This window comes from Pseudomonas asgharzadehiana, from assembly GCF_019139815.1.
GTDB lineage: Bacteria > Pseudomonadota > Gammaproteobacteria > Pseudomonadales > Pseudomonadaceae > Aquipseudomonas > Aquipseudomonas asgharzadehiana.
Genome location: NZ_CP077079.1, coordinates 171,451 through 193,877, shown reverse-complemented (window position 1 = coordinate 193,877; position 22,427 = coordinate 171,451). Strand labels below are relative to the sequence as shown.

Annotated in this window: 22 protein-coding genes; 21 read left to right on the top strand and 1 reads right to left on the bottom strand. The window is 57.5% G+C overall.

All coding sequences use genetic code 11. The features are described 5' to 3' along the window. Positions 1 to 2: 2 nt before the first annotated feature. On the bottom strand, positions 3 to 1,520 hold the full coding sequence (dnaA, locus tag KSS96_RS00890) for a chromosomal replication initiator protein DnaA (RefSeq protein WP_217855574.1): 1,518 nt from the start codon (positions 1,518 to 1,520) through the stop codon (positions 3 to 5). 586 nt (positions 1,521 to 2,106) lie between these two features. Between dnaA and rpmH the strand changes: the two genes are divergently transcribed. The 21 genes from rpmH to glmS all read left to right on the top strand — a co-directional run bounded on the left by rpmH (position 2,107) and on the right by glmS (position 22,399). Beyond that, positions 2,107 to 2,241 (top strand): 50S ribosomal protein L34, encoded by a 135-nt coding sequence (gene rpmH, locus KSS96_RS00885; RefSeq protein ID WP_003213577.1) that lies wholly within the window; start codon positions 2,107 to 2,109, stop codon positions 2,239 to 2,241. Positions 2,242 to 2,254: 13 nt separating this feature from the next. Then, positions 2,255 to 2,662, top strand: a complete 408-nt coding sequence (gene rnpA, locus KSS96_RS00880) for a ribonuclease P protein component (RefSeq protein WP_020302575.1) — start codon at positions 2,255 to 2,257, stop codon at positions 2,660 to 2,662. Beyond that, a complete protein-coding gene (gene yidD, locus KSS96_RS00875) occupies positions 2,655 to 2,900 on the top strand; it encodes a membrane protein insertion efficiency factor YidD (RefSeq protein ID WP_019816912.1) in 246 nt (81 codons plus the stop codon). Before rnpA ends, yidD begins: the two co-directional genes overlap by 8 nt. A 2-nt stretch (positions 2,901 to 2,902) precedes the next feature. Next, positions 2,903 to 4,585, top strand: coding sequence for a membrane protein insertase YidC (yidC, locus tag KSS96_RS00870; protein ID WP_017528677.1), 1,683 nt, complete (start codon positions 2,903 to 2,905; stop codon positions 4,583 to 4,585). A gap of 79 nt (positions 4,586 to 4,664) precedes the next feature. Continuing rightward, positions 4,665 to 6,035 carry a tRNA uridine-5-carboxymethylaminomethyl(34) synthesis GTPase MnmE gene (mnmE, locus tag KSS96_RS00865; RefSeq protein ID WP_017528676.1) on the top strand — a complete coding sequence of 457 codons (1,371 nt, stop codon included), beginning with the start codon at positions 4,665 to 4,667 and terminating at the stop codon, positions 6,033 to 6,035. A 552-nt stretch (positions 6,036 to 6,587) separates the two neighbouring features. Continuing rightward, positions 6,588 to 8,480: a tRNA uridine-5-carboxymethylaminomethyl(34) synthesis enzyme MnmG gene (gene mnmG, locus KSS96_RS00860; protein WP_026067322.1), complete on the top strand. Its 1,893-nt coding sequence runs from the start codon at positions 6,588 to 6,590 to the stop codon at positions 8,478 to 8,480. Then, entirely contained in the window at positions 8,477 to 9,121 is a 645-nt protein-coding gene (gene rsmG, locus KSS96_RS00855) for a 16S rRNA (guanine(527)-N(7))-methyltransferase RsmG (RefSeq protein ID WP_217855572.1), read from the top strand. Before mnmG ends, rsmG begins: the two co-directional genes overlap by 4 nt. A gap of 18 nt (positions 9,122 to 9,139) precedes the next feature. Next, positions 9,140 to 9,937: a ParA family protein gene (locus tag KSS96_RS00850; RefSeq protein ID WP_017528673.1), complete on the top strand. Its 798-nt coding sequence runs from the start codon at positions 9,140 to 9,142 to the stop codon at positions 9,935 to 9,937. Between the two features lie 9 nt (positions 9,938 to 9,946). Next, positions 9,947 to 10,819 (top strand): ParB/RepB/Spo0J family partition protein, encoded by an 873-nt coding sequence (locus KSS96_RS00845; protein WP_217855571.1) that lies wholly within the window; start codon positions 9,947 to 9,949, stop codon positions 10,817 to 10,819. 148 nt (positions 10,820 to 10,967) lie between these two features. Beyond that, positions 10,968 to 11,375 (top strand): F0F1 ATP synthase subunit I, encoded by a 408-nt coding sequence (locus tag KSS96_RS00840; RefSeq protein WP_010565865.1) that lies wholly within the window; start codon positions 10,968 to 10,970, stop codon positions 11,373 to 11,375. Positions 11,376 to 11,391: 16 nt separating this feature from the next. Continuing rightward, positions 11,392 to 12,261 (top strand): F0F1 ATP synthase subunit A, encoded by an 870-nt coding sequence (gene atpB / locus KSS96_RS00835; protein ID WP_065879216.1) that lies wholly within the window; start codon positions 11,392 to 11,394, stop codon positions 12,259 to 12,261. A 133-nt stretch (positions 12,262 to 12,394) separates the two neighbouring features. Further along, on the top strand, positions 12,395 to 12,652 hold the full coding sequence (gene atpE / locus KSS96_RS00830; protein WP_002555987.1) for a F0F1 ATP synthase subunit C: 258 nt from the start codon (positions 12,395 to 12,397) through the stop codon (positions 12,650 to 12,652). A gap of 56 nt (positions 12,653 to 12,708) precedes the next feature. Next, entirely contained in the window at positions 12,709 to 13,179 is a 471-nt protein-coding gene (locus tag KSS96_RS00825) for a F0F1 ATP synthase subunit B (protein ID WP_008439543.1), read from the top strand. A 12-nt stretch (positions 13,180 to 13,191) separates the two neighbouring features. Then, entirely contained in the window at positions 13,192 to 13,728 is a 537-nt protein-coding gene (locus tag KSS96_RS00820; protein WP_017528669.1) for a F0F1 ATP synthase subunit delta, read from the top strand. A 21-nt stretch (positions 13,729 to 13,749) separates the two neighbouring features. Beyond that, the gene (atpA, locus tag KSS96_RS00815) at positions 13,750 to 15,294 is read left to right on the top strand and encodes a F0F1 ATP synthase subunit alpha (protein ID WP_003177064.1); all 1,545 of its coding nucleotides are present in this window, start codon (positions 13,750 to 13,752) and stop codon (positions 15,292 to 15,294) included. A gap of 50 nt (positions 15,295 to 15,344) precedes the next feature. Continuing rightward, positions 15,345 to 16,205, top strand: coding sequence for a F0F1 ATP synthase subunit gamma (atpG, locus tag KSS96_RS00810; RefSeq protein WP_017528668.1), 861 nt, complete (start codon positions 15,345 to 15,347; stop codon positions 16,203 to 16,205). A 27-nt stretch (positions 16,206 to 16,232) separates the two neighbouring features. Further along, positions 16,233 to 17,609 (top strand): F0F1 ATP synthase subunit beta, encoded by a 1,377-nt coding sequence (gene atpD / locus KSS96_RS00805; protein WP_003177062.1) that lies wholly within the window; start codon positions 16,233 to 16,235, stop codon positions 17,607 to 17,609. A gap of 44 nt (positions 17,610 to 17,653) precedes the next feature. Beyond that, positions 17,654 to 18,070 carry a F0F1 ATP synthase subunit epsilon gene (locus KSS96_RS00800; protein ID WP_005792601.1) on the top strand — a complete coding sequence of 139 codons (417 nt, stop codon included), beginning with the start codon at positions 17,654 to 17,656 and terminating at the stop codon, positions 18,068 to 18,070. A gap of 123 nt (positions 18,071 to 18,193) precedes the next feature. Then, on the top strand, positions 18,194 to 19,561 hold the full coding sequence (gene glmU / locus KSS96_RS00795; RefSeq protein ID WP_065879217.1) for a bifunctional UDP-N-acetylglucosamine diphosphorylase/glucosamine-1-phosphate N-acetyltransferase GlmU: 1,368 nt from the start codon (positions 18,194 to 18,196) through the stop codon (positions 19,559 to 19,561). 227 nt (positions 19,562 to 19,788) lie between these two features. Next, positions 19,789 to 20,556 carry a DeoR/GlpR family DNA-binding transcription regulator gene (locus KSS96_RS00790; protein WP_017528666.1) on the top strand — a complete coding sequence of 256 codons (768 nt, stop codon included), beginning with the start codon at positions 19,789 to 19,791 and terminating at the stop codon, positions 20,554 to 20,556. Between the two features lie 10 nt (positions 20,557 to 20,566). After that, complete coding sequence (gene glmS, locus KSS96_RS00785) at positions 20,567 to 22,399, top strand: glutamine--fructose-6-phosphate transaminase (isomerizing) (RefSeq protein WP_065879218.1); 1,833 nt, start codon at positions 20,567 to 20,569, stop codon at positions 22,397 to 22,399. The last annotated feature ends 28 nt before the right edge of the window (positions 22,400 to 22,427 follow it).

Here is a 22,427-nt window from a genome sequence, read left to right as displayed (position 1 = left end):
CATCACGTAGTCAGTGTACGCAGCAGGTTCTTGTAGTCCTCGCGAATATCCGCGTCGGATTCCTTAAGTTCGTTGATCTTGCGGCAGGCGTGCAAGACCGTGGTGTGGTCGCGACCGCCAAACACATCACCGATTTCCGGCAGGCTGTGGTTGGTCAGCTCCTTGGAAAGGGCCATGGCCACCTGCCGTGGACGTGCTACCGAGCGCGAACGGCGCTTGGACAACAGGTCGGAAATCTTGATCTTGTAGTACTCGGCCACGGTGCGCTGGATGTTATCCACACTCACCAGCTTGTCTTGCAGTGCCAGCAGGTCCTTGAGGGACTCACGAATCAACTCGATGGTGATGTCGCGGCCCATGAAGTGCGAGTGTGCGATGACCCGCTTGAGCGCGCCCTCCAGCTCACGCACGTTGGAACGAATGCGTTGGGCGATGAAGAAGGCGGCGTCGTGCGGCAGATCGACCTTGGCCTGGTCGGCCTTTTTCATCAGGATCGCAACTCGGGTTTCCAACTCCGGCGGCTCTACGGCAACGGTGAGTCCCCAGCCGAAACGAGATTTCAAGCGTTCTTCCAGGCCTTCGATTTCCTTCGGATAACGGTCGCTCGTCAAGATGACCTGCTGGCCACCTTCGAGCAGGGCGTTGAAGGTGTGGAAAAACTCTTCCTGGGAACGTTCCTTGCGGGCGAAGAATTGAATGTCATCGATGAGCAAGGCATCCACGGAGCGGTAGAACCGCTTGAACTCGTTGATTGCATTGAGCTGCAAGGCTTTGACCATGTCAGCCACGAAGCGCTCCGAGTGCAGGTACACGACCTTGGCATTCGGGTTCTTCTTTAACAGATGGTTACCCACAGCGTGCATCAAGTGGGTCTTACCCAAACCGACCCCCCCGTAAAGGAAGAGCGGGTTGTAACCATGTTTGGGGTTATCCGCGACTTGCCAGGCAGCGGCGCGAGCCAACTGGTTGGACTTACCTTCGACAAAGTTCTCGAAGGTAAAGGTGCGGTTCAGGTAGCTGGTGTGCTTAAGCGCGCCTTCTACCTGCACGGTGCGCTGTTCGGCGCGTACCGGGGCTTGCTGAGAGCTGGCACCGGCCATCGGATCAAAGCTGTCGCGGGACGGCTCTTCGTGCTCAGGCGCGTTCTTTTGTGTCGACGATGTAGCAGCTGTGGGCGCGGTAACCGGCGTGTTGCTGACCGGTGCCGAAACCGCCTGGGCCTGAGACGCGGCGGCAGCCAACGGAGCATTCGGCGCAGCACGCGGTGCCGAGCTACGTTTGCTGCCTATTAATAAGGAGAGCACGGGCGCGAGGCCGTTGCCGTGTTCATCGAGCAATTCGAGAACGCGGCTCAGGTACTTCTCGTTGACCCAGTCGAGAACAAAACGATTGGGTGCGTAGACACGCAACTCGTCGCCTTCGGCTTCGACCTGTAGCGGACGGATCCAGGTGTTGAATTGCTGGGCAGGCAGTTCATCGCGCAAAAGCTCCACGCACTGCTGCCAAAGTTCCACTGACACGGATATCCCCTAAGTTGAAAGCCGGTGAGGCAAAAACAGCCGCCATTGTAGCGGCCAGCCGTCCACTTATCCACATGTAGGTTGCTCACAGACCGGCCAAAATCAACGCCTTATGCCTAAAAAAGGCGACCAATGGTCTGTGCATAAGCTCTGTGGATAAGCGCCCCTGAGCTCGTTGTACAAGTGGGGTCGAAAGTCTGTGGGTAACTGGCCTGTGGATAAAACCCTATTCCACACACAGCTTATCCGACAGCGCAGCACAGGCAGAGCACCGTTTCTCCCCCGTGTTGTCATTCTCTGTACAGCAGGTGGAATAAGGCCTAAAGGCAGTTATCCACAGGCGATGGCCTCTCTAGCTTTTATAAGCTTTACAAAAAAGCTTTAAATACCTTCCTTCTTTATTTTTATATCTATGGCTCTGCACTCCAAAGGCGAGCGCATGGAAAAGGCCGCTTTGGCCCTTAGCGATCTAATTGAAGGAAAAGCTGGTTGGAAATTGACCTAGAGGCTTGCTTTCTCTAGAATCGCCGGTCTCTTAAAACGGGGGCCATTCCGGCCCGTTGTGGACGAACCAGGTAACAACGCCATGAAACGTACTTTCCAACCAAGCACCATCAAACGCGCCCGTACTCACGGCTTCCGTGCTCGCATGGCTACCAAGAACGGCCGTGCTGTCCTGTCGCGTCGCCGCGCCAAAGGTCGTGCGCGTCTGGCAGTTTGATAATCCGGTACTGGTGGTGAGTCAGGACTTCAGTCGGGAAAAGCGTCTGCTAACCCCCCGGCATTTCAAGGCAGTCTTTGACTCCCCCACCGGCAAGGTTCCGGGGAAAAATCTCCTGCTCCTTGCGCGTAACAACGATCTTGATCACCCCCGTCTCGGGTTAGTGATCGGCAAGAAGAGCGTAAAGCTCTCCGTTGAGCGCAATCGCCTCAAGCGTCTGATGCGCGAATCGTTTCGCCTCCACCAGGACACTCTGGTTGGTTGGGATATTGTTATCGTCGCGCGCAAAGGCTTGGGTGATGTAGAAAACCCCGAATTGATTCAGCATTTCGGCAAGCTCTGGAAACGTTTGGCGCGTACCCACAAGCCAGCACCAGCAGTCAGCACCGAAACTGTAGGGGTAGACAGCCTTGATGCGTAAACTGGCAATCGTTCCGATCCAGTTTTATCGCTATGCCATTAGTCCCCTGATGGCCAGCCACTGTCGTTTCTACCCCAGTTGTTCCTGCTACGCGTTAGAGGCCATAGAAAATCATGGTCTTCTGCGCGGTGGCTGGCTGACCTTTCGTCGTTTAGGTCGCTGTCATCCGTGGAATCCCGGTGGTTATGACCCGGTTCCACCTATCCCTACCTCCCGTTCTTCTTCGATGGCCGAGTAATCATGGATATTAAACGCACAATCCTGATCGTCGCCCTGGCAATCGTGTCCTATGTCATGGTCCTTAAATGGAACCAGGACTACGGTCAGGCTGCCCTGCCGACTCAGAATGTTGCTACCAATCAGGCTGCGCCGGCAATTGCGGACACCCCGCTGGGTAACAATGCGTCCGCGAGTGCCGATGTTCCCAGCGCGAATGGCGAGACAAGTGCCCCGTTAGAAACGCCAGTGGTCACCAACAAAGACCTCATCCACGTGAAAACGGATGTGCTCGACCTGGCTATCGACCCACAGGGTGGTGATATCGCACAGCTGAAGCTGCCGCTTTATCCACGTCGCCAAGACCATCCGGATGTGCCGTTCCAACTGTTCGATAACGGCGGTGAACGTACTTATCTGGCGCAAAGCGGCCTGACCGGCACCAATGGTCCGGATGCACGTGCTACCGGTCGTCCGGTTTATTCGACCGAACAGAAGACTTATCAACTGGCAGACGGCCAGAACCAGTTGAACGTCGACCTGAAATTCAGCCTCGACGGCGTCAACTACATCAAGCGTTTCAGCTTTACCCGCGGTTTGTACGATTTGAAGGTCACTTACCTGATCGACAACACCAGCGACAAAGCCTGGAGCGGCAACCTGTTTGCCCAGCTCAAGCGTGACGCCAGCTCCGATCCGTCTTCCAGCACCGCCACCGGCACCGCGACTTACCTGGGCGCCGCCCTGTGGACAAGTAACGAGCCGTACAAAAAAGTGTCGATGAAAGATATCGACAAGGGCACGCTGAAAGAAACCGTCCAAGGTGGCTGGGTAGCGTGGCTGCAGCACTATTTCGTGACCGCCTGGATCCCGAACAAGGGTGACGCGAACCTGGTTCAAACCCGCAAGGACAGCCAGGGCAACTACATCATTGGCTTCACTGGCCCGGCGTTGACCGTCGCTCCAGGCGCCAAGGCTGAAACCAGCGCTACCCTGTACGCCGGCCCTAAAAGCCAGGCCGTATTGAAAGAGTTGTCCCCAGGTCTGGAACTGACTGTGGATTATGGCTTCCTGTGGTTCATTGCCCAGCCGATCTTCTGGCTGTTGCAACATATCCACAGCATCGTCGGTAACTGGGGCTGGTCGATCATCTTCCTGACCATGCTGATCAAAGGGCTTTTCTTCCCTCTGTCGGCAGCCAGCTACAAGTCGATGGCGCGTATGCGTGCAGTGGCGCCAAAGTTGGCTGCACTGAAAGAACAGCATGGCGATGATCGGCAGAAAATGTCGCAAGCCATGATGGAGCTGTACAAGAAAGAGAAGATCAACCCGCTGGGTGGATGCTTGCCGATTCTGGTGCAGATGCCGGTGTTCCTGTCGCTGTACTGGGTACTCCTGGAAAGCGTAGAAATGCGTCAGGCTCCGTTCATGCTGTGGATAACCGACCTGTCGATCAAAGACCCGTTCTTTATCCTGCCGATCATCATGGGCGCGACCATGTTTATCCAGCAACGCTTGAACCCGACTCCGCCGGACCCGATGCAGGCCAAAGTGATGAAAATGATGCCGATCATCTTCACCTTCTTCTTCTTGTGGTTCCCAGCTGGTCTGGTGCTGTACTGGGTGGTCAACAACGTATTGTCGATCTCTCAACAGTGGTACATCACACGTAAAATCGAAGCGGCTACCAAAAAAGCCGAGGCGTAATTTACTCTGTGGATAACCACTCAAGACGCCCCCTAGTGGGGCGTTTTGCTTTCCGTCACTTTTGTCCTGGAACCTGCCGATGAGCGCTCCTCGTGAAACCATCGCTGCTGTTGCAACCGCTCAAGGTCGCGGCGGCGTCGGTATTGTGCGTATTTCCGGACCGCTCGCAGGTCCTGCCGCCAAGGCGATCAGCGGTCGGGAGTTGAAGCCGCGTTACGCCCATTACGGCCAATTTCTGGCCGCCGACGAAAGCGTGTTGGACGAAGGCCTGGCGCTCTATTTCCCAGGCCCCAACTCCTTCACCGGTGAAGATGTCCTGGAGCTACAGGGCCACGGCGGCCCCGTGGTCCTGGATATGCTGTTGCAACGCTGTCTGCAATTGGGTTGCCGTCTGGCCCGTCCAGGTGAGTTCAGTGAGCGGGCATTCCTTAACGATAAGCTCGACCTGGCACAGGCCGAAGCCATCGCCGACTTGATTGAGGCCAGTTCTGCACAGGCGGCGCGCAACGCGTTGCGTTCTTTGCAGGGGGCATTTTCGGTGCGTGTGCATAACTTGACCGAGCAATTGATTAGCCTGCGTATCTACGTTGAGGCGGCGATTGATTTTCCTGAGGAAGAAATCGACTTCCTCGCCGATGGCCACGTCTTGGCGATGCTGGATAAAGTCCGTGAGGAGTTATCCACCGTTCTGCACGAAGCCGGGCAGGGCGCTTTACTGCGCGATGGGATGACCGTGGTGATTGCGGGTCGACCCAATGCCGGTAAATCCAGCCTCCTCAACGCATTAGCCGGCCGTGAAGCGGCTATCGTCACCGAAATTGCCGGCACCACCCGGGACATCCTGCGCGAACATATCCACATCGACGGCATGCCACTGCACGTGGTCGACACCGCAGGCTTGCGCGATACCGACGACCAAGTGGAAAAGATCGGCGTGGAGCGCGCCCTCAAGGCCATCAGCGAAGCGGATCGCGTGTTGCTGGTGGTCGATGCCACTGCGCCGGAGGCTGCGGATCCCTTTGCCTTGTGGCCGGAATTTCTAGAGCAGCGACCTGACCCGGCCAACGTTACCCTGATCCGCAACAAGGCCGACCTGACAGGCGAAGCCATCGTTCTGGAAACCAGCGAGGATGGCCATGTCACTATCAGCTTGAGCGCCAAGTCGGCGGGTGATGGGCTTGAATTGCTGCGAGACCATCTCAAAGCCTGCATGGGCTATAAGCAGACGTCCGAAAGCAGTTTCAGTGCGCGTCGCAGGCACCTGGAGGCGCTGCGTCATGCCAGCGCGGCCCTCGAGCATGGACGGGCTCAGCTGACCCTGGCGGGTGCTGGGGAGCTGTTGGCTGAGGACTTGCGTCAGGCACAGCAACTCCTGGGCGAGATCACTGGCGCATTCAGCTCGGATGATTTGCTGGGTCGGATTTTTTCCAGCTTCTGCATCGGTAAATAACCCTTCGTTGTTCACAGGCAGGCCATTCGTGCGTGCCTGTTTTGCCCGTTTCAGGGCAGCTCTTTTGATTTTCTGATTAATCCCTCGCATCGAGGCGGCCTTGCCGTGGGCGAAATGTGCCGCCAACTACGCTTTTGTGTGGATTAAGCCCTGTGAATAACCGCGCCTGTGCCCAGTTGATAACAGGGCGTAAAACCTGAGTAAAAACCCCTCTGTGGATAACCAATACTTTAATCCACAGGCTTAAAGCACTTATCCAAGGGCCTCATTGGCACATGACCACAGACTTTTGAATCTCTGTACACACCGTAAATAAAGGCTTGTAGAGATCTATCCACAGAAAAGGTGCTCAGTAGAAATAAACATAAAAACAAAGATCTTATAAATTTCTTTCTTTTTAATTTCTATTGTCTGTGATTCATCCACAGCTGGTTAAATTTTGTGCAAAGGGTTCTTTAGGAAGGGCTAAGTCCCTATACTTGCCGCCAAAGCTCTAAAACCCTTTCAACAAACAATTCCTGATTACCTACATAAGCAGGCACGAGGTGCGTGGTGGATTTCCCTTCCCGTTTTGAAGTGATCGTCATCGGCGGCGGTCATGCCGGTACCGAGGCAGCACTGGCGTCAGCACGCATGGGCGTAAAAACCCTGCTGCTCACGCATAACGTGGAGACCCTCGGTGCAATGAGTTGCAACCCTGCCATTGGCGGAATTGGCAAAAGCCATCTGGTCAAGGAAATCGACGCCCTTGGCGGCGTCATGGCCATGGCTACCGATAAGGGTGGCATTCAATTTCGCGTGCTCAACAGCCGCAAAGGCCCGGCCGTGCGTGCTACTCGGGCACAAGCTGACCGTATTCTGTACAAGGCGGCAGTACGCGAAACCCTGGAAAACCAGCCGAACCTGTGGATATTTCAACAGGCGGCGGATGACTTGATCGTCGAACAGGACGTGGTGAAGGGCGTTGTCACCCAAATGGGTCTGCGTTTCTTCGCGCAATCCGTGGTGTTGACCACCGGTACCTTCCTCGGCGGACTTATCCACATTGGCATGCAGAACTATTCCGGTGGCCGTGCTGGTGATCCGCCGTCGATTGCCCTGGCAAAGCGCCTGCGTGAGTTGCCCCTGCGTGTCGGCCGTCTGAAAACCGGTACCCCACCACGTATCGACGGGCGTTCGGTGGATTTTTCGGTGATGACCGAACAAGCCGGTGATACCCCGATTCCGGTCATGTCGTTCATGGGTTCCAAAGAACAGCACCCAACACAGGTGAGCTGCTGGATTACCCACACCAATGCGCGTACCCACGAGATCATTGCCGCGAACCTCGACCGTTCGCCGATGTATTCCGGGGTTATCGAAGGCATTGGCCCGCGTTATTGCCCCTCGATCGAAGACAAGATCCACCGCTTTGCCGACAAGGAAAGCCACCAGGTCTTCATCGAGCCCGAAGGCCTGACGACGCACGAGTTGTACCCGAACGGGATTTCCACTTCGCTGCCGTTCGATGTGCAAATCCAGATCGTGCAGTCGATTCGCGGCATGGAAAACGCACACATCGTGCGTCCAGGCTATGCCATCGAGTACGACTACTTCGACCCGCGCGACCTGAAGTACAGCCTCGAAACCAAAGTGATCGGCGGCCTGTTCTTTGCCGGGCAAATCAACGGCACCACCGGTTACGAAGAAGCCGGAGCCCAAGGTTTGTTGGCCGGGACCAACGCGGCGCTGCGTGCACAGGGCAAAGACAGTTGGTGCCCGCGTCGTGATGAAGCGTACATCGGCGTGTTGGTTGACGACCTGATTACCCTGGGTACCCAGGAACCGTACCGGATGTTTACATCCCGGGCCGAATATCGCCTGATCCTGCGCGAAGACAACGCCGACTTGCGCCTGACCGAAAAAGGTCGCGAACTGGGCCTGGTCGATGACGCGCGTTGGGCCGCGTTCTGCAAAAAACGCGAGAGCATTGCACTCGAAGAACAGCGTCTGAAAAGCACGTGGGTTCGTCCGGGTACCGAACAGGGCGACGCGCTCGCCGAAAAATTCGGGACGCCGCTGACCCACGAATACAACCTGCTGAACTTGCTGTCCCGTCCTGAAATCGACTACGCGGGCCTGGTCGAAGTAACGGGCGGTGGCGCAGAAGATCCACAGGTCGCCGAACAGGTTGAAATCAAAACCAAATACGCCGGTTACATTGACCGCCAGCAGGACGAAATCGCCCGTCTGCGTGCCAGTGAAAACACCAAGCTGCCTGTGGATATCGACTACACCGGTATCTCCGGGCTGTCGAAAGAGATTCAAAGCAAGCTGGGGATAACTCGGCCGGAAACCCTGGGCCAGGCGTCACGCATCCCCGGCGTCACCCCGGCAGCCATTTCGCTGTTGATGATTCATTTGAAAAAACGCGGCGCGGGCCGTCAGTTGGAGCAAAGCGCTTGAGTTCGTTGGTTACCTCGCAACACGCCGAAGAGTTATCCACAGGTGCCCGCCAGTTGGGCGTTGACCTGAGCCCCGTCCAGCAGCAATTGCTGCTCGGCTACCTGGCCCTGTTGATCAAATGGAACAAGGCTTACAACCTCACGGCGGTGCGTAATCCCGACGAGATGGTGTCCCGGCATTTGCTCGACAGTCTGAGCGTTATGCCGTTCATCGAAAACGGTCGCTGGCTGGATGTGGGCAGTGGCGGCGGCATGCCGGGCATTCCCTTGGCCATCCTGTTTCCCGAGTCGCAAGTGACCTGCCTGGACAGCAACGGCAAGAAAACCCGCTTCCTGACCCAGGTCAAACTCGAACTCAAGCTGGATAACCTGCAAGTTATCCACAGTCGCGTCGAAGAGCTCATCCCTGAACAGCCTTTCAACGGGATTGTGTCCCGAGCGTTCAGCAGCATGGAGAACTTCAGCAACTGGACCCGTCACTTGGGCGACCTCGATACTCGCTGGCTGGCAATGAAGGGCGTCCATCCAAGCGATGAGCTGTTAGCATTGCCGGCAGACTTCCACCTCGATAGCGAACACGCCCTGGCCGTACCCGGTTGCCAAGGCCAACGCCATCTGCTGATACTGCGCCGCACGGCATGATTGGGAACACAAGCAAGAATGGCTAAGGTATTCGCGATAGCGAACCAAAAAGGTGGCGTGGGTAAAACCACCACCTGCATCAACCTCGCAGCATCCCTGGTCGCGACCAAGCGCCGGGTGCTGTTGATCGATCTCGATCCACAGGGCAACGCCACCATGGGTAGCGGTGTGGATAAACACGGCCTGGAAAACTCGGTCTACGATTTGCTGATCGGCGAGTGCGACCTCGCACAGGCCATGCACTATTCCGAGCACGGTGGTTATCAACTGCTGCCGGCCAACCGCGATTTGACCGCGGCGGAAGTGGTGCTGCTGGAAATGCAGATGAAAGAAAGCCGTCTGCGCAGCGCCCTGGCGCCGATCCGTGATAACTACGACTACATTCTGATCGACTGTCCACCCTCGCTGTCGATGCTCACGCTCAACGCGTTGGTCGCCGCCGATGGGGTGATTATCCCCATGCAGTGCGAGTACTACGCGCTGGAAGGGCTCAGTGACCTTGTGGATAACATCAAGCGCATCGCCGAGTTGCTCAACCCGAACCTGCAGATCGAAGGCCTGTTGCGCACCATGTTCGACCCGCGCCTGAGCCTGATGAACGATGTGTCGGCCCAGCTCAAGGAACACTTTGGCGAGCAGCTATACGACACCGTAATCCCACGTAACATCCGCTTGGCCGAAGCGCCGAGCTATGGCATGCCGGCGTTGGCGTATGACAAGACTTCGCGTGGCGCCATTGCCTACCTGGCTTTGGCTGGCGAGATGGTTCGCCGTCAACGCCGCAACTCCCGCACCGCTGCAGCCCAGCCAACTTAAGGAATCCCCATGGCCGTCAAGAAACGAGGTCTCGGACGTGGACTGGATGCACTGTTGAGTGGTCCGACCGTCACATCGCTTGAAGAACAAGCGGTGCAGGCTGACGAACGTGAGCTGCAGCACCTGCCTCTGGACCTTATCCAGCGCGGCAAGTACCAGCCACGCCGGGACATGGACCCGCAGGCGCTGGAAGAACTGGCCAACTCGATCAAGGCCCAGGGCGTGATGCAGCCGATCGTGGTTCGCCCGATCGGCGCCGGGCGCTTTGAAATCATTGCGGGCGAACGCCGCTGGCGCGCCAGTCAGCAGGCCGGCAAAGAGACCATTCCGGCGATGGTGCGCGATGTGCCGGATGAAACGGCCATTGCCATGGCGTTGATCGAGAACATTCAGCGTGAAGACCTCAACCCGATCGAAGAAGCGATCGCCTTGCAGCGTTTGCAACAGGAATTCCAGCTGACCCAGCAACAAGTGGCCGAGGCGGTGGGTAAATCCCGCGTAACCGTGTCCAACCTGCTGCGCCTGATCGCGTTGCCGGAAGTCATCAAGACCATGTTGTCCCATGGTGACCTGGAAATGGGCCACGCCCGTGCATTGCTCGGATTGCCTGAAAATCAACAGGTTGAGGGGGCGCGACACGTTGTCGCACGGGGGCTCACCGTTCGTCAGACCGAAGCCCTGGTTCGCCAGTGGCTCAGCGGCAAACCTGCACCGGTCGAAACCGCCAAACCTGATCCGGATATCGCGCGTCTTGAGCAGCGCCTGGCCGAGCGCCTGGGCGCTGCGGTGCAAATTCGCCATGGCAAGAAAGGCAAAGGCCAATTGGTCATCGGATATAACTCCCTTGATGAGCTGCAGGGCGTCCTTGCCCACATCCGCTGAAACATTTGCTTATGTAGCGCGTGATCGGAAATCACTACCCGGCAGTTGAATAGGGGCAGAACCGCCCCTATACTCTGCGCGCATTTTGTCGGCACAAATTATGCCAAGTTATTGATTTCCGGCAGCCGACCATTGAGGAGCAAGAGTGATGGAAACCCGCACGCCAAACACGTTGCCGTTCCATCGCTTGGCCGTTTTCCCGGTCCTATTGGCTCAATTTGTCATTTTGCTGATCGCCGCATTGGCGCTTTGGTACTGGCACGGAGTCGTAGCCGGATATTCAGGACTCTGCGGAGGCCTGATAGCCTTGCTGCCCAATATGTATTTTGCTCATAGGGCCTTTCGGTTTTCCGGCGCCCGAGCAGCCCAGGCTATCGTCCGGTCTTTTTATGCCGGCGAGGCAGGGAAACTGATTTTGACGGCAGTGCTGTTTGCACTGACCTTTGCAGGTGTGAAGCCATTGGCGCCGCTGGCTGTATTCGGCGTCTTCGTGTTGACCCAACTGGTCAGCTGGTTCGCTCCCCTGCTAATGAAAACAAGACTTTCGAAACCTTAGGGCGTTTGAGGCAACCATGGCAGAAACAACCGCTTCGGGCTATATCCAGCACCACTTGCAGAACCTGACCTTCGGTCAGCTTCCCAACGGCGGCTGGGGCTTTGCCCACTCCGCAGCAGAAGCCAAAGAAATGGGCTTCTGGGCTTTCCACCTGGACACTCTGGGTTGGTCGGTCGCACTGGGTCTGATCTTCGTCCTGATTTTCCGCATGGCGGCAAAAAAGGCGACTTCCGGTCAACCGGGTGCCCTGCAGAACTTCGTCGAAGTACTGGTCGAATTCGTCGATGGCAGCGTGAGAGACAGCTTCCATGGCCGCAGCGCCGTGATTGCACCGCTGGCACTGACCATCTTCGTCTGGGTGTTCCTGATGAACGCCGTCGACCTGATTCCGGTTGACTGGATTCCTCAACTGGCCATCCTCATCTCCGGCGACCCGCACATTCCATTCCGCGCGGTATCGACCACTGACCCGAACGCTACCCTGGGCATGGCCCTGTCGGTGTTCGCGTTGATCATTTTCTACAGCATCAAGATCAAGGGCATCGGCGGCTTCATCGGCGAACTGACCCTGCACCCGTTCGGCAGCAAGAACGTTTTCGTTCAAGCCCTGCTGATCCCGGTGAACTTCCTGCTGGAATTCGTCACCCTGGTCGCCAAGCCGATTTCCCTGGCGCTGCGACTGTTCGGCAACATGTATGCCGGCGAGCTGGTGTTCATTCTGATCGCTGTGATGTTCGGTAGCGGTCTGCTCTGGCTTAGCGGCCTGGGCATTGTTCTGCAGTGGGCGTGGGCCGTGTTCCACATCCTGATCATCACCCTGCAGGCCTTCATCTTCATGATGCTGACCATCGTCTACCTGTCGATGGCGCACGAAGAGAACCATTAAGGCCAGTCTCGACTAGTCTGATGTCCTTCCCGGTGAAACGGGAAGGTGGCCCACCAGGGCTATGAAACGATTTGTTTTACCGCTTTAAAATCTAAAAAACCTAAACCATACGACGTAAAAGTCGGGAGGAAAGATGGAAACTGTAGTTGGTCTAACCGCTATCGCTGTTGCACTGTTGATCGGCCTGGGCGCTCTGGGTACTGCCATTGGTTTCGGCCTGCTGGGCGGCAAATTCCTGGAAGGCGCAGCGCGTCAGCCAGAAATGGTTCCAATGCTGCAAGTTAAAATGTTCATCGTCGCCGGCCTGCTCGACGCCGTGACCATGATCGGTGTTGGTATCGCTCTGTTCTTCACCTTCGCGAACCCCTTCGTTGGTCAACTCGCCGGTTAATCACTCATTTTTTTGAGTGATTGGTGTGTTGTGCAACGAACGAGCGAGGTATTGGCGTGAACATTAATGCAACCATTATTGGTCAGTCCTTAGCGTTCTTGATTTTTGTAGTTTTCTGCATGAAGTTCGTATGGCCTCCGGTCATCGCGGCTTTGCACGAACGTCAGAAGAAGATCGCGGATGGACTGGACGCTGCCGCCCGAGCAGCTCGCGACCTGGAGTTGGCCCAAGATAAAGCGGGTCAGCAACTGCGCGAAGCGAAAGCCCAGGCAGCCGAAATCATTGAGCAAGCCAAGAAACGCGGTAACCAGATTGTTGAAGAGGCTGTTGAAAAAGCCCGTATCGACGCTGACCGTGTGAAGGTTCAGGCTCAGGCCGAGATCGAGCAGGAACTCAATGGTGTCAAAGATGCGCTGCGTGCCCAACTGGGTGCTCTGGCCGTCGGCGGTGCTGAGAAGATCCTGGGTGCCACAATCGATCAAAACGCGCACGCGGAGCTGGTTAACAAACTGGCTGCTGAAATTTAAGCGAGGGCGATCATGGCAGAATTGACCACGTTGGCCCGACCTTACGCTAAGGCAGCCTTCGAGCACGCCCAGGCCCACCAGCAGCTGGCCTCTTGGTCAGCCATGCTCGGCCTGGCTGCAGCAGTGTCGCAAGACGACACCATGCAGCGCGTGCTCAAGGCCCCGCGACTGACGAGCGCAGACAAGGCCGCCACTTTTATTGAAGTGTGCGGCGACAAGTTTGATGTGAAGGCACAGAACTTCATCAACGTCATTGCCGAAAACGACCGTCTCCTGCTTCTGCCGGAGATTGCCGCTCTGTTCGACCTGTACAAGGCTGAGCAAGAGAAGTCGGTAGACGTTGAAGTCACCAGTGCTTTTGCATTGAACCAAGAACAGCAAGACAAACTCGCCAAGGTTCTCAGTGCACGACTCGACCGGGAAGTGCGCCTGCAAGTTGCGGAAGACCCATCCCTCATTGGGGGTGTTGTCATTCGCGCCGGCGACCTGGTTATCGATGGCTCGATTCGCGGCAAACTCGCGAATCTTGCCGAAGCATTGAAATCTTGAGTTTGAAGGGGCAGCAGAGCAATGCAGCAACTCAATCCTTCCGAAATAAGTGAAATTATCAAGGGCCGCATCGACAAGCTCGATGTGACCTCCCAAGCCCGTAACGAAGGCACTGTCGTCAGCGTATCTGACGGCATCGTGCGGATTCACGGTCTGGCCGACGTTATGTACGGCGAGATGATCGAGTTTCCGGGCGGCGTCTACGGTATGGCCCTCAACCTGGAGCAAGACTCCGTAGGTGCCGTTGTATTGGGCGCATACACCAGTCTGGCTGAAGGCATGAGCGCCAAGTGCACAGGCCGCATCCTCGAAGTTCCGGTTGGTAAGGAACTGCTGGGTCGCGTAGTCGACGCACTGGGTAACCCTGTTGACGGTAAAGGTCCACTGGGCAACACCGAGACCGACGCGGTCGAGAAAGTTGCTCCAGGCGTGATCTGGCGTAAGTCGGTAGACCAGCCTGTACAGACTGGCTACAAGGCTGTCGATGCCATGATTCCTGTCGGCCGTGGCCAGCGTGAGCTGATCATCGGTGACCGTCAGATCGGTAAAACCGCTCTGGCCATCGACGCGATCATCAACCAGAAGAACAGCGGCATTTTCTGCGTCTACGTCGCTATTGGTCAGAAGCAATCGACCATCGCCAACGTGGTTCGCAAGCTGGAAGAAAACGGCGCCCTGGCCAACACGATCATCGTGGCTGCCAGTGCTTCGGAATCTCCTGCGCTGCAATTCCTGGCACCGTACTCCGGTTGCACCATGGGTGAATTCTTCCGCGACCGCGGTGAAGACGCGCTGATCGTTTATGACGATCTGTCCAAGCAGGCAGTGGCTTATCGCCAGATCTCCCTGCTGTTGCGCCGTCCACCAGGCCGTGAAGCTTACCCAGGCGACGTGTTCTATCTCCACTCCCGTCTGCTGGAGCGCGCATCCCGCGTTTCGGAAGAGTATGTAGAGAAGTTCACCAACGGCGCAGTGACCGGAAAAACCGGTTCCCTGACCGCACTGCCGATCATCGAAACCCAGGCTGGCGACGTTTCCGCGTTCGTTCCGACCAACGTGATTTCCATCACCGACGGTCAGATCTTCCTGGAATCGGCCATGTTCAACTCAGGCATCCGTCCTGCAGTGAACGCCGGTGTTTCGGTATCCCGTGTGGGTGGTGCCGCTCAGACCAAGATCATCAAGAAGCTCTCCGGTGGTATCCGTACCGCTCTGGCTCAGTACCGTGAACTGGCGGCATTCGCCCAGTTCGCATCTGACCTGGACGAAGCGACCCGTAAGCAACTTGAGCATGGTCAGCGCGTTACCGAGCTGATGAAGCAGAAGCAATACGCCCCAATGTCGATCGCTGACATGGCGTTGTCGCTGTATGCCGCTGAGCGTGGGTTCCTGACCGACGTTGAAATCGCCAAGGTCGGCAGCTTTGAACAAGCGCTGATTGCTTACTTCAACCGCGATCACGCCGAATTGATGGCGAAGATCAACGTGAAGGGTGACTTCAATGACGATATCGACGCTGGCATGAAAGCCGGTATCGAGAAGTTCAAGGCCACCCAAACCTGGTAAGCCGCAGCGGGAGCCGCAAGGCTCCCGCTTGCTAACCTGATAGGTGTTACATGGCAGGCGCAAAAGAGATTCGCAGTAAGATTGCGAGCATCAAAAGCACGCAAAAAATTACCAGCGCCATGGAAAAAGTGGCGGTCAGCAAAATGCGCAAGGCACAAATGCGCATGGCTGCTAGCCGTCCTTATGCGGAGCGTATCCGCCAGGTAATTGGGCATCTGGCCAACGCCAACCCGGAATACCGCCACCCGTTCATGATCGGCCGCGAAGTTAAGCGTGCGGGTTATGTGGTAGTGAGCAGTGACCGTGGTTTGTGCGGTGGTTTGAATACCAACCTGTTCAAGGCCCTGGTCAAGGACATGGCGGTAAACCGCGAAAACGGCGTCGAGATCGATCTGTGTGTTGTTGGTAGCAAGGGTGCGGCCTTTTTCCGCAACTTCGGCGGTAACGTCGTTGCAGCTATCAGCCACCTGGGTGAAGAGCCGTCGATCAATGATTTGATCGGCAGTGTGAAGGTGATGCTGGATGCGTACCTGGAAGGCCGGATTGACCGCCTGTCCGTGGTATCCAACAAGTTCATCAACACCATGACCCAGCAGCCAACCGTGGAGCAGTTGATTCCACTGGTGGCGACCCCGGATCAGGAACTCAAGCACCACTGGGACTACCTCTACGAACCAGACGCCAAAGAGCTGCTTGACGGCTTGATGGTGCGCTACGTGGAGTCGCAGGTGTACCAGGCGGTGGTCGAGAACAACGCAGCTGAACAAGCGGCGCGGATGATCGCGATGAAAAACGCTACCGATAACGCCGGTGATCTGATCAGCGATTTGCAGCTGATCTACAACAAGGCGCGTCAGGCTGCGATCACCCAAGAGATCTCGGAAATCGTCGGCGGCGCTGCCGCGGTTTAACGGTTCAAATATTCAGAGGATCCAGCTATGAGTAGCGGACGTATCGTTCAAATCATCGGCGCCGTTATCGACGTGGAATTCCCACGCGACAGCGTACCGAGCATCTACAACGCGCTGAAAGTACAAGGCGCGGAAACTACTCTGGAAGTTCAGCAGCAGCTGGGCGACGGCGTAGTTCGTACCATTGCGATGGGTTCCACCGAAGGCTTGAAGCGCGGTCTGGACGTTATCGACTCTGGCGCAGCCATCTCCGTACCGGTCGGTAAAGCGACCCTGGGCCGGATCATGGACGTACTGGGCAACCCGATTGACGAAGCTGGTCCGATCGACACCGAAGAGCGCTGGGGCATTCACCGTCCAGCACCTTCGTTCGCCGAGCAAGCGGGCGGCAACGACCTGCTGGAAACCGGCATCAAGGTTATCGACCTGGTTTGCCCGTTCGCCAAGGGCGGTAAAGTCGGTCTGTTCGGTGGTGCCGGTGTAGGCAAAACCGTAAACATGATGGAACTGATCCGTAACATCGCCATCGAGCACAGCGGTTATTCCGTGTTCGCCGGTGTGGGTGAGCGTACTCGTGAGGGTAACGACTTCTACCACGAGATGAAGGACTCCAACGTTCTGGACAAAGTGGCACTGGTTTACGGTCAGATGAACGAGCCGCCGGGAAACCGTCTGCGCGTAGCACTGACCGGCCTGACCATGGCCGAGAAGTTCCGTGACGAAGGTAACGACGTTCTGCTGTTCGTCGACAACATCTACCGTTACACCCTGGCCGGTACTGAAGTATCCGCACTGCTGGGCCGTATGCCTTCTGCAGTAGGTTACCAGCCGACCCTGGCTGAAGAGATGGGCGTTCTGCAAGAACGTATCACTTCGACCAAGGAAGGTTCGATCACTTCGATCCAAGCGGTATACGTACCTGCGGATGACTTGACCGACCCATCGCCAGCCACCACCTTCGCCCACTTGGACGCCACTGTCGTTCTGTCCCGTGACATCGCTTCCCTGGGTATCTACCCAGCGGTCGATCCACTCGACTCGACTTCGCGCCAGCTGGACCCGAACGTGATCGGCCAGGAGCACTACGACACCGCTCGCGGCGTTCAGTACGTGCTGCAGCGTTACAAAGAACTGAAGGACATCATTGCGATCCTGGGTATGGACGAGCTGTCGGAAGCCGACAAGCAGTTGGTAAACCGTGCTCGTAAGATCCAGCGCTTCTTGTCGCAGCCGTTCTTCGTGGCTGAAGTCTTCACCGGTGCTTCGGGTAAATACGTTTCCCTGAAAGACACCATTGCTGGCTTCAAAGGCATCCTCAACGGTGACTACGACCACCTGCCAGAACAAGCGTTCTACATGGTCGGCGGCATCGAAGAAGCGATCGAGAAAGCCAAGAAACTGTAATCCAAGCGCCCGGAAACGGGCGCTCATCAGGTTGAGGCAATCAGATGGCTATGACAGTCCATTGCGATATCGTCAGCGCGGAAGGAGAAATTTTCTCCGGTCTGGTCGAGTTTGTAACAGCGCACGGCGACCTGGGTGATCTTGGTATCGCCATGGGTCACGCCCCGTTGATTACCAGCTTGAAGCCAGGTCCGATCACGTTGACCAAGCAAGGCGGGGAAAAGGAGGTGTTTTACATCTCCGGTGGTTTCCTCGAAGTTCAGCCGAACATGGTCAAGGTACTTGCCGACACCGTGCAACGTGCTGGCGACCTGGATGAAGCCTCCGCTCAGGAAGCCGTCAAGGCTGCCGAGAAGGCGCTGAACGAAAAAGGCGCAGACTTCGACTACAGCGCTGCTGCAGTCCGTCTGGCCGAGGCCGCAGCCCAGCTGCGTACTCTCCAGCAGATCCGCAAGAAGTAAGCGGCCACGCCGTCATGCTTCATGCGCGATTGATTAAAAAGGGTAGCCTCGGCTACCCTTTTTCTTTTTTTGCAAAACACTTCTCTGGTCTGAAGCCGGACCGCCCAGGATTGGTAGCCATTCATGTCTCTTGAAATCGTCATTCTCGCCGCAGGCCAGGGCACCCGTATGCGTTCGGCCCTGCCCAAGGTGCTGCACCCGGTGGCCGGTAATTCCATGCTTGGCCATGTTATCCACAGCGCCCGGCAGCTGAGTCCGCAACGTATCCACGTGGTCATCGGCCACGGTGCCGATGTGGTACGTGAACGTCTGGCCGCCGATGACCTGAATTTCGTACTGCAAGACAAGCAACTGGGCACCGGCCACGCCACCGCGCAAGCCGTGCCGTTCATCAGCGCCGACACGGTGCTGATCCTCTATGGCGACGTGCCGCTGATTGAAGTGGAAACCTTGCAACGTCTGCTCAAGCACGTAGTGCCTGGTCAGATGGGCCTGCTCACCGTCGAACTGGAAGACCCCACCGGTTACGGACGCATCGTGCGTAATGCCGACGGCAAGGTCGCCGCCATCGTGGAACACAAGGACGCCAGCGAAGCCCAACGCGCCATCACCGAAGGCAATACCGGCATCCTCGCCGTCCCGGCCAACAAGCTCGCCGACTGGATGAGCCGCCTGTCGAACAACAACGCCCAAGGCGAGTACTACCTCACCGACGTCATCGAGATGGCGGTGAGTGACGGCCTGGTGGTCGCCACCGAGCAGCCCCACGACCCGATGGAAGTGCAGGGCGCCAACGACCGCAAGCAGCTTGCAGAGCTGGAGCGCCACTACCAACTGCGCGAAGGCCGCCGCCTGATGGCCCAGGGCGTCACCCTGCGCGACCCGGCTCGCTTCGATGTACGCGGTGAGGTCACGGTAGGCCGCGACGTATTGATCGATATCAACGTGGTCCTCGAAGGCCGCGTGATCATCGAAGACGACGTGGTGATTGGCCCGAACTGCGTGATCAAGGACAGCACCCTGCGCAAGGGCGTGGTGGTGAAAGCCAACAGCCATATCGACGGTGCCGTGATGGGCGAGGGCAGCGATGCCGGCCCGTTCGCACGTTTGCGTCCCGGTAGCATGCTGGGAGCCAAGGCACATGTGGGTAACTTTGTTGAAATGAAAAATGCCCAATTGGGTGACGAGGCTAAAGTCGGCCATTTGACCTATTTGGGTGATGCCACGGTGGGGGCGCGTACCAACATTGGCGCTGGCACTATCACGTGCAATTACGATGGCGCCAATAAGCACCAGACCACCATCGGTGCAGACGTCTTTATTGGCTCCAACAATTCGTTGGTCGCCCCCGTTACTCTCGACGATGGCGCCAGCACCGCAGCAGGCTCAACCATCAACCAGAATGTGGATAAGTCCCAGTTGGCCGTCGCCCGCGCCCGCCAACGCAACATCGACGGTTGGAAACGCCCGGTCAAAATCAAAAAGACCTGAGTTATCCACAGCCTCACCGGCCACATAACTCCAATGTGGGAGGGGGTTTGCTCCCGATAGCAGTGTGTCAGGCACTTATATGCCACTGATACACCGCTATCGGGAGCAAGCCCCCTCCCACATCTGCTCTGCGTCGTTAACAAAAAATGCGGTCCGGCGCTTGACGATCTTTCGCTAATAGGTTTTGATTGCCTTCGTTATCTTTCGAAACGAAACTTATCACTGCCATGTCGAAACGAAATACACCCCAACGACGCCACAACATCCTGACCTTGCTCAACGAACAAGGCGAAGTCAGCGTGGACGAATTGGCCAAGCGTTTCGAAACGTCAGAAGTCACCATCCGCAAGGATTTAGCCGCGCTGGAAAGCAATGGCTTGCTGTTGCGCCGCTACGGTGGCGCGATCACCATGCCCCAGGAACTGGTCGGCGACCCTGCCCAACCCATCTCAACCTACAAACGTGCCATCGCCCGTGCTGCCGTGAAGCGCTTGCGCGAACACGCCCGCATCATCATCGACAGCGGCAGCACCACCGCCGCCATGATCCCCGAACTCGGGCACCAACCCGGCCTGGTGGTGATGACCAATTCCTTGCACGTGGCCAGCGCGTTGAGCGAACTGGAACACGAGCCGGTATTGCTGATGACCGGCGGCACCTGGGACCCGCATTCGGATTCATTCCAGGGTCAGGTCGCCGAGCAGGTACTGCGCTCCTACGACTTTGATCAACTGTTCATTGGCGCCGATGGCATCGATCTGGAGCGCGGTACTACCACCTTCAACGAACTGCTGGGCCTGAGCCGTGTGATGGCCGAGGTCGCCCGTGAAGTGGTGGTGATGGTCGAGTCCGACAAGATCGGCCGCAAGATTCCCAACCTGGAGCTGCCCTGGAGCAGCGTCCATACCCTCATTACCGATGATCGCCTGCCGCTTGAGGCCCGCGACCAGATCCAAGCCCGCGGCATTACGCTGATATGCGCGGCAATCATCTAGGAGAAGCACCATGTGTGGAATTGTTGGCGCAGTTGCCGAACGTAACGTTACCGCCATCCTGATCGAAGGCCTCAAGCGCCTGGAATACCGCGGCTACGACAGCGCGGGCGTGGCGGTTTTCACCAACGCCGGCAAGCTTGAGCGTGTGCGTCGCCCGGGCAAGGTCAGTGAGTTGGACCAGGCCCTGGCCGGCGAGCCGCTGGTTGGCCGCCTGGGCATTGCCCACACCCGCTGGGCAACCCACGGTGCGCCGTGTGAACGTAACGCCCACCCCCACTTCTCCGGCGACCTGGCGGTGGTGCACAACGGCATCATCGAAAACCACGAAGCGCTGCGCGAACAACTCAAAAGCCTGGGCTACGTGTTCACCTCCGACACCGACACCGAAGTCATCGCCCACCTGCTCAACCACAAACTCAAGGACCACAGCGACCTGACCACCGCGCTCAAGGCTACGGTCAAGGAACTGCATGGCGCCTACGGCCTGGCGGTAATCAGCGCCAGCCAGCCTGACCGTGTGGTCGCCGCCCGCAGTGGCAGCCCGCTGGTGATCGGCCTGGGCCTGGGGGAAAACTTCCTTGCCTCCGACCAACTGGCCCTGCGCCAGGTTACTGACCGCTTCATGTACCTGGAAGAAGGCGATATCGCCGACATTCGCCGCGAAAGCGTGCAGATCTGGGACGTGAACGGCAACTCCGTCGAGCGCGAAGCCGTGCAATACCGCGACGGCGCCGAAGCGGCCGACAAAGGCGAATACCGCCACTTCATGCTCAAGGAAATCCACGAGCAACCGGCCGTGGTGCAACGCACCCTGGAAGGTCGTCTGGGTGACAAGCAAGTGCTGGTCAACGCGTTCGGCCCACAAGCCGCCGAGTTGTTCGCCAAAGTGCGCAATGTGCAGATCGTCGCTTGTGGCACCAGCTACCACGCCGGCATGGTTGCCCGTTACTGGCTGGAAGAACTGGCCGGCATCCCGTGCCAGGTCGAAGTGGCCAGCGAGTTCCGCTACCGCAAAGTGGTGGTGCAGCCCGATACCCTGTTCGTGACCATCTCCCAGTCCGGCGAAACCGCCGACACCCTGGCCGCCCTGCGTAATGCCAAAGAGCTGGGCTTCCTCGCCAGCCTGGCGATCTGCAACGTCAGCATCAGCTCATTGGTGCGTGAGTCAGACCTGACCCTGCTGACCCAGGCCGGTCGCGAAATCGGCGTGGCCTCTACCAAAGCCTTCACTACCCAACTGGTGGGCCTGCTGCTGTTGACCCTGTCCCTGGGCCAAGTGCGCGGTACCCTGGCCGACGGCGTCGAAGCCACCCTGGTGGAAGAACTGCGCCGCCTGCCGACCCGCCTGGGCGAAGCCCTGGCCATGGACAGCGTTGTGGAAAAAGTCGCCGAGTTGTTCGCCGACAAAAACCACACCCTGTTCCTCGGCCGTGGCGCGCAATACCCGGTGGCGATGGAAGGTTCCCTCAAGCTCAAGGAAATCTCTTACATTCACGCCGAAGCCTACCCGGCCGGTGAGCTCAAACACGGCCCATTGGCCCTGGTGGATGACGACATGCCGGTGGTCACCGTCGCGCCGAACAACGAACTGCTGGAAAAGCTCAAATCCAACCTGCAGGAAGTGCGCGCACGTGGCGGCCAACTGGTGGTCTTCGCTGACGAGAAGGCCGGCATGACTAATGGCGAAGGTACCCACGTCATCAACATGCCGCATATCAACGACACCCTGTCGCCGATCCTCTACACCATCCCGCTGCAGTTGTTGTCGTACTACGTGGCGGTGTTGAAGGGCACCGACGTCGACCAGCCGCGCAACCTGGCCAAGTCGGTGACCGTGGAATAACCCGCCCTGCGCCTGGAGGCCCCGTTGG

What these genes read in the sequence shown, in the direction of transcription:
- rpmH (WP_003213577.1), top strand. Translation starts at nt 2,107, where the DNA reads ATGAAACGTACTTTCCAACCAAGCACCATCAAACGCGCCCGTACTCAC.
- yidD (WP_019816912.1), top strand. Translation starts at nt 2,655, where the DNA reads ATGCGTAAACTGGCAATCGTTCCGATCCAGTTTTATCGCTATGCCATT.
- yidC (WP_017528677.1), top strand. Translation starts at nt 2,903, where the DNA reads ATGGATATTAAACGCACAATCCTGATCGTCGCCCTGGCAATCGTGTCC.
- mnmE (WP_017528676.1), top strand. Translation starts at nt 4,665, where the DNA reads ATGAGCGCTCCTCGTGAAACCATCGCTGCTGTTGCAACCGCTCAAGGT.
- KSS96_RS00850 (WP_017528673.1), top strand. Translation starts at nt 9,140, where the DNA reads ATGGCTAAGGTATTCGCGATAGCGAACCAAAAAGGTGGCGTGGGTAAA.
- KSS96_RS00845 (WP_217855571.1), top strand. Translation starts at nt 9,947, where the DNA reads ATGGCCGTCAAGAAACGAGGTCTCGGACGTGGACTGGATGCACTGTTG.
- KSS96_RS00840 (WP_010565865.1), top strand. Translation starts at nt 10,968, where the DNA reads ATGGAAACCCGCACGCCAAACACGTTGCCGTTCCATCGCTTGGCCGTT.
- atpB (WP_065879216.1), top strand. Translation starts at nt 11,392, where the DNA reads ATGGCAGAAACAACCGCTTCGGGCTATATCCAGCACCACTTGCAGAAC.
- atpE (WP_002555987.1), top strand. Translation starts at nt 12,395, where the DNA reads ATGGAAACTGTAGTTGGTCTAACCGCTATCGCTGTTGCACTGTTGATC.
- KSS96_RS00820 (WP_017528669.1), top strand. Translation starts at nt 13,192, where the DNA reads ATGGCAGAATTGACCACGTTGGCCCGACCTTACGCTAAGGCAGCCTTC.
- atpA (WP_003177064.1), top strand. Translation starts at nt 13,750, where the DNA reads ATGCAGCAACTCAATCCTTCCGAAATAAGTGAAATTATCAAGGGCCGC.
- atpG (WP_017528668.1), top strand. Translation starts at nt 15,345, where the DNA reads ATGGCAGGCGCAAAAGAGATTCGCAGTAAGATTGCGAGCATCAAAAGC.
- atpD (WP_003177062.1), top strand. Translation starts at nt 16,233, where the DNA reads ATGAGTAGCGGACGTATCGTTCAAATCATCGGCGCCGTTATCGACGTG.
- KSS96_RS00800 (WP_005792601.1), top strand. Translation starts at nt 17,654, where the DNA reads ATGGCTATGACAGTCCATTGCGATATCGTCAGCGCGGAAGGAGAAATT.
- glmU (WP_065879217.1), top strand. Translation starts at nt 18,194, where the DNA reads ATGTCTCTTGAAATCGTCATTCTCGCCGCAGGCCAGGGCACCCGTATG.
- KSS96_RS00790 (WP_017528666.1), top strand. Translation starts at nt 19,789, where the DNA reads ATGTCGAAACGAAATACACCCCAACGACGCCACAACATCCTGACCTTG.
- glmS (WP_065879218.1), top strand. Translation starts at nt 20,567, where the DNA reads ATGTGTGGAATTGTTGGCGCAGTTGCCGAACGTAACGTTACCGCCATC.